The following is a 4,432-nucleotide window of genomic DNA, read 5'->3' as shown; positions in this document are numbered from 1 at the left end:
AACAATCCACCAAAAAAATGGTAAGAGGCATCTTACTGCCAGACAAGGGTTAAACCGTTGGTAACACTGGATTATTGAGTAATTCGCTGTCTATAAAGGTTTTTGATTTTTTTATGCATTTTATATTGCAATTAAGCATGAACAAAAATTTAATCCATCTATGGAGTTTTCTATTGACTTTTACGCTGTTAGTAGGTATACTGGTAAAGTTGAGAAATGAAAGTAGAAGCACCCGCTTCTCGCCTTGTGATGGATGTTGCTGGGCAGATAGTTATCCAATTTACTTGGGTTGCGTGCGGGTTCTAATTTAGAACTCGTTTTTTTGTACCCCGGTTGATGGTAATTCTTTCTTTCTCTCAAAAAACTTGGAGGTGAATGACCATAGCAAAGGATATGATGGTAAACGACGGCATTCGTGCGCGTGAGTTGCGTTTGATTAGTCAAGACGGAGATCAACTTGGAGTGAAAACCAAAGCTGAAGCATTAAAAATTGCAGAACAAGCCAATTTAGATGTTGTGCTAGTAGCACCTACAGCGAAACCACCAGTTGCTCGTATCATGGATTACGGTAAATATCGTTTTGAACAACAAAAGAAGGAACGAGAAGCCCGTAAGAAACAAAAAGTTATTAGTGTAAAAGAAGTTCGCTTAAGTCCAACGATCGATGTCAATGATTTCAATACAAAACTACGTAATGCACGTAAGTTCCTTGAAAAAGGGGATAAAGTGAAAGCTTCTATCCGTTTTAAAGGTCGCGCCATTACCCATAAAGAGATTGGTCAGAGAGTTCTAGATCGCTTAGCGGAAGAAACTGCGGATGTTGCGACAGTTGAACAAAAAGCGAAGATGGATGGACGTAGCATGTTCTTAGTGCTAGCGCCTAAAAACGACAAGTAGAGTACACTCACTTTCAGTGAAAGTCAGATAACGAAGGATTTTGAGGAGGAAATTAGTTATGCCAAAACAAAAAACACACCGCGGATTAGCAAAACGTGTCAAACGTACTGGTAAAGGCGGATTAAAGAGATTCCGTGCGTTTACAAGTCACCGTTTCCACGGTAAAACAAAAAAACAACGTCGTCAATTGCGTAAAGCAAGCATGGTTGCTAAGGGCGATTACAAACGTATCCGTCAGCAACTAGCGCGCATGAAATAATCATACGCAAACTTAAAACTTTCCAATAGAAAAAAATTCAAGAGAAGATTCATTTAGGAGGAATTAAACATGGCACGTGTTAAAGGTGGAACAGTAACTCGTAAACGTCGTAAAAGAGTGCTTAAATTAGCTAAAGGATATTACGGATCAAAACATACATTGTTCAAAACAGCAAAAGAACAAGTAATGAATTCATATAACTATGCATTCCGCGATCGTCGTCAAAAGAAACGCGACTTCCGTAAATTATGGATTGCTCGTATTAACGCAGCAGCTCGTATGAATGGCTTAAGCTATTCTAAATTAATGCACGGGTTGAAATTAGCTGAAATTGATATCAACCGCAAAATGTTAGCTGACTTAGCTGTAAACGATGCAACAGCATTCACTGCGCTAGCTGACCAAGCGAAAGATGCTTTAAACAAATAATTAAAAAAACATCGAAATAGTGATGCTTCTCCCTACTAAGCTTTAGTAGGGATTTTTTTATTTAGAAACAGAAAAAAATTGTGTTGAATTTCACTTTCTTTTTGTTAGCGATTTCGTTAAAATAGTAATGAATGTATTACTAGGAAAGAAGGATTTTTTATTGAAAATTTTTGACCATCAACCATTGAATCTTTATCATAATTATGCAGAAGCTGCTCAAAAATTCACTACTACAGCTATTATTTTTGATGAAGTGCTTGGAGCGTTTCCCGAGTTAGAAACAAAAACAACCTATCAAGAGAGTCTGGAAGTGATCCAAAAACGAGCATATCAATTCGCACGACTTGGAATCAGTAAAGGAGATAAGGTGCTCTTATACAAGAGCCCCAAATTTGATACCTATTTACTGGCAGTGGCGACTTCATATTTAGGTGCCATACCAGTCATGGTTTCATATCACTTACCTCCAGAAACGATTGAAGTTTTTGTTGATCGTTTGGAACAGCCCTACTTAATCTATGATGAAGAAACGGAACAGCGAGTAAAAGTTGTTCGTCGCGATTTGACGGATTTGGCTTTCGATGTAGCAACTATCTTGACAACAGAGGCTTTCGAAGTACCAGAAGCAGAACTAGCATTGGATGATATTTCGTATATGACACATACTTCAGGAACAACGGGGATTCCCAAACTTATCTGTCATTCAGCCAATTCAATGGGGTGGCGAACTGCTTGGCAGAAATCCGTTATTAATGAAATGGGAGACCCCGCTTTAGTCGGATTCCACATTTCACCAGTACATTCACGGTTTAATATCGGAGTGTCTTCTTTAATGGCCTTAGGTTTTCCAATGATGCCATTGGCGAATCCTCAATTTGATTCCTTGGAAACGATGTTAAGAACCTATCAACCATTTGCCTTAGAAACACATCCCAATCATTTTGTTCAATGGACGCAGTTAGCCAAAGAACAACCTGAGCTTTTTGAAAAGACGAAATACTATCATTCAACATTTGACGCAATCAATAATGGAACAATGCGGGCTTTTTTGACAGCTTCACAAGCGACAAATCCGCTGTTCTTACAAGTATATGGCCAAAGTGAATGTGGTCCGATGATTATCAAAGCACACACATTGGCGTCACTGGAACAATCAGATGCTCGTGATATGGGCGTCGGGCTTGCTGATTTTACAAGAGCCCGTATTTGCGATGAAGATGGACAAGTATTACCAGCAAACACCGATGGCCATATTCACTTCCTATCGAAAGGACGTGCATTGACCTATTATAGAGAAGATGCTCGATTCCAAAAAACAGTCTTTGGCAAATGGTGGGACAGCGGTGATTATGGCAGTATGGATGAACAAGGGCATCTCTACTTAAAAGATCGTCAAGTTGATTTGATTGATTCGGTGAACAGTACCTTAGCGATTGAAGATTACCTATTGGATTAACTCGACTTTTTAGAAGAAGTTATTCTCATTCGCGGAGTGGATAATCAACCACAGCCGGTACTAGCTGTTAGACCAGGTGAAGAAATGGATTGGGATGCTTGGTGGGAAAAGATTAGTGACTTGCCACATATGCATTATCCGATTATGCGTGCATTTGATGAAATTCCTCACACAGCAACGATGAAGGTCCAACGATTGCAATTGGAGAAAGAGTTGAAAGAGCATCAAAAGTAAAAAATTTTTCATGCGTAGTTGGTAATTAATCGAACCGTCTCGACATAGGTATGACTTTCAAAAAGTGAATAGCCGCAGTAAAAAACGAATCCAAACAGGAAAAAGGTTTGGATTCGTTTTTTTAACTAGGCTCAGAAAAGGTCTTCTCTTCATTTTGTCACTGACATGCAGAACGAAGAGCAATGAATAAACTGAAGTTGATTGCAATTTTTTTATTCTGAGAAAGATAGATTTTGAGGTTCAGCTGGATAGTAGCTACTATCAAAATCGGTCGTCTGAATATCTTCAGGAACAGCTTCTAAACAAAAGTCATCTGCCCATAGCGTCCCTGTACCTTGTAGCAAGAATCCAAAATTGAGTACTTCCGCTTCTTCTGGGACATCGAGTACGGAGGAATAGTAGTTCCAGTCTTCGGTGCCTGTAATGGCTCTATTTTGCATGTTGTCAAATTTTAACTGCTCGGCCTGCTTGCCATCGATTCGAAACCAGATACCACCCCAACCTTCGAGCATATTGGATTTTAGATAGGCACTTAGTCGAATTCTTTGATTGCGGTAATTTTCAGCACGGACTTGCTGCATAATTGTAGCAAAATCATCCGTATACAATCCGTTTGCTCGATCAATTTTTACTGATTGTTTGCCGCTATGAAAAAAAGTAGTGTCTAAAGTGATTTCATATTTATCAAAATTGCTTCCGGAAATTAGCCATCCTTTTATTTTTGTCTCGTCCATGTCTCTTTTCCTCCTAAAAAAATATTTGAATTGCACTCTGTATTGTCGAGGTGGTAGTTGATAATATTGTTTAAAGACTCTGGTGAAGGCTTCCTGAGATGAAAAACCACTTATTATGGAAATATCAATAATTCGCAAATCTGTATTCAATAACAAGAATGACGCCTGTGTGATCCGTCGTTGTTGAACGTATTTATATACCCCCATTCCTAATTGCTTTTTGAAAATTCGTTGAAAATGAAATTCGGATAAACCTGACTGCTTGGCGATTTTTTCTACGGTTATATCCGCCATCAAATTTTTTTCAATATAAGCAATTGCTCGTCGGAACCAAGTTCCGAAAACGTACAGTCAGCATATTGAGAAATCAATGTGTAGAAACGGGCATAACGAAATGACCCGTGCAACAAAGAAACTGAATTG

General features: G+C 38.8%; 4 protein-coding genes, 2 pseudogenes and 1 other annotated feature. Of the genes and pseudogenes, 4 read left to right on the top strand and 2 right to left on the bottom strand.

Annotated features, from left to right (window positions below; translation table 11 throughout):
• The first annotated feature begins 214 nt into the window (after positions 1-214).
• Positions 215-332, top strand: a sequence feature (ribosomal protein L20 leader region).
• A gap of 43 nt (positions 333-375) precedes the next feature.
• The 4 genes and pseudogenes from infC to ACFSR0_RS08350 all read left to right on the top strand — a co-directional run bounded on the left by infC (position 376) and on the right by ACFSR0_RS08350 (position 3,275).
• Positions 376-897: a translation initiation factor IF-3 gene (gene infC / locus ACFSR0_RS08365; RefSeq protein ID WP_007209113.1), complete on the top strand. Its 522-nt coding sequence runs from the start codon at positions 376-378 to the stop codon at positions 895-897.
• A gap of 58 nt (positions 898-955) precedes the next feature.
• Complete coding sequence (gene rpmI / locus ACFSR0_RS08360; protein WP_007209112.1) at positions 956-1,156, top strand: 50S ribosomal protein L35; 201 nt, start codon at positions 956-958, stop codon at positions 1,154-1,156.
• Positions 1,157-1,225: 69 nt separating this feature from the next.
• Positions 1,226-1,585, top strand: a complete 360-nt coding sequence (rplT, locus tag ACFSR0_RS08355; RefSeq protein WP_379981782.1) for a 50S ribosomal protein L20 — start codon at positions 1,226-1,228, stop codon at positions 1,583-1,585.
• Positions 1,586-1,712: 127 nt separating this feature from the next.
• Positions 1,713-3,275 (top strand): annotated as a pseudogene (locus ACFSR0_RS08350) (AMP-binding protein).
• Positions 3,276-3,487: 212 nt separating this feature from the next.
• On the opposite strand, the gene ACFSR0_RS08345 reads toward ACFSR0_RS08350, so the two are convergent.
• Together ACFSR0_RS08345 and ACFSR0_RS08340 are read right to left on the bottom strand one after the other, a co-directional pair.
• Complete coding sequence (locus ACFSR0_RS08345; RefSeq protein ID WP_379981785.1) at positions 3,488-4,009, bottom strand: hypothetical protein; 522 nt, start codon at positions 4,007-4,009, stop codon at positions 3,488-3,490.
• Positions 4,010-4,057: 48 nt separating this feature from the next.
• A pseudogene (locus tag ACFSR0_RS08340) lies at positions 4,058-4,306 on the bottom strand (helix-turn-helix transcriptional regulator); the annotation flags it as partial.
• Positions 4,307-4,432: the final 126 nt, after the last annotated feature.

This window comes from Enterococcus camelliae (genome assembly GCF_042685105.1).
GTDB lineage: Bacteria > Bacillota > Bacilli > Lactobacillales > Enterococcaceae > Enterococcus_G > Enterococcus_G camelliae.
The sequence above is the reverse complement of the archived record's forward strand: the minus strand, read 5'-3'. Positions and strand labels throughout refer to the sequence as shown.

Excerpts from the sequence above, each read along its gene's own strand:
- infC (WP_007209113.1), top strand. The coding sequence starts at position 376 with ATGACCATAGCAAAGGATATGATGGTAAACGACGGCATTCGTGCGCGT.
- rplT (WP_379981782.1), top strand. The coding sequence starts at position 1,226 with ATGGCACGTGTTAAAGGTGGAACAGTAACTCGTAAACGTCGTAAAAGA.
- rpmI (WP_007209112.1), top strand. The coding sequence starts at position 956 with ATGCCAAAACAAAAAACACACCGCGGATTAGCAAAACGTGTCAAACGT.
- ACFSR0_RS08345 (WP_379981785.1), bottom strand. The coding sequence starts at position 4,009 with ATGGACGAGACAAAAATAAAAGGATGGCTAATTTCCGGAAGCAATTTT.